Source organism: Vibrio sp. 2130-1 (assembly GCF_033339515.1).
Window position 1 is genome coordinate 1 of record NZ_JAWOUT010000098.1, and the last position, 992, is coordinate 992.

1 pseudogene is annotated in these 992 nt (G+C 45.8%); it reads right to left on the reverse strand.

Annotation, left to right across the window (positions count from 1 at the left end):
* Window positions 1-44: 44 nt before the first annotated feature.
* Window positions 45-967, reverse strand: a pseudogene (locus R7Q09_RS24465) (AraC family transcriptional regulator N-terminal domain-containing protein).
* Window positions 968-992 lie beyond the last annotated feature (25 nt).

Below are 992 nucleotides of genomic sequence, written 5' to 3' on the forward strand. Positions count from 1 at the left end.
GTTAGCTCTGTGGCAGTACAGACTAACGGCTTTTTTGTGTCAATCTAGCCCAAATTTTCTCTTAGCGATTTGATGTCTTTAGACGGCGGTGCGCCAAACAAGCGGCTGTATTCCCGACTGAATTGAGACGGACTTTCATAGCCGACTTTGAATGTCGCAGCCATGGCGTCTAAGTTTTCTGTCAGCATCAATCGGCGTGCTTCACTTAAGCGTAACTTCTTTTGAAACTGTAATGGTGTCATGGACGTCATGGAGCGAAAGTGCGTGTAAAATGACGATTTACTCATACCTGTGTACGAAGCCAAATCTCCAACACTTAATGGTTTGACAAAGTTGTTTTTGAGCCAGTCGATGGCTTTGGCTATTTGATGGCTATGGCTGCCCGCAGTCACGATTTGATGGAGACGCGTGCCCTGTTCACTCATCAAAAGGCGATAAAAATCTCCCGTTTAATGATGGGCGCTAAAATTTTGATGTTTTGGCCTTCGTCTAATAATTCTGCTAAGCGTACAAACGCATCCAATAGAGATTCCGACAACTCACCGACAGCAATGCCTTTTTGCGCTTCTTTGGATTGAGTAAAGGCAAGTTCGCTATCGACAATCAGTTGGGAAATCTCGGTCAAATCCAGCTCCATGATCAGCCCTAAATAAGGTTGCTCCTCACTGGCTTCGATAATGTTGGCAATGATAGGGAGATCGACAGAAGAAATCAGGAAGTGGTTGGCATCGTAAATAAAGCTTTCCTCTCCCAATAAGACTCGCTTCCTGCCTTGCGCGATAAGACAAATACTTGGATTGTGGGTATAGCTCGTAGGCGGCGTCGGCGTTGTCCAACGACTGAACCTCAACCCCGAAATTGGCGTGTCGTATTGGTTTGCGTTTCCCGTCCATCGATCAATCAGTTTGGCTAATTTCTGAGTGGCGAATGCTCTACTTGGTAAGCTGGTAGGTGATAAATCTGACATCGCGAAAAGGCTCTCGGATTATTGA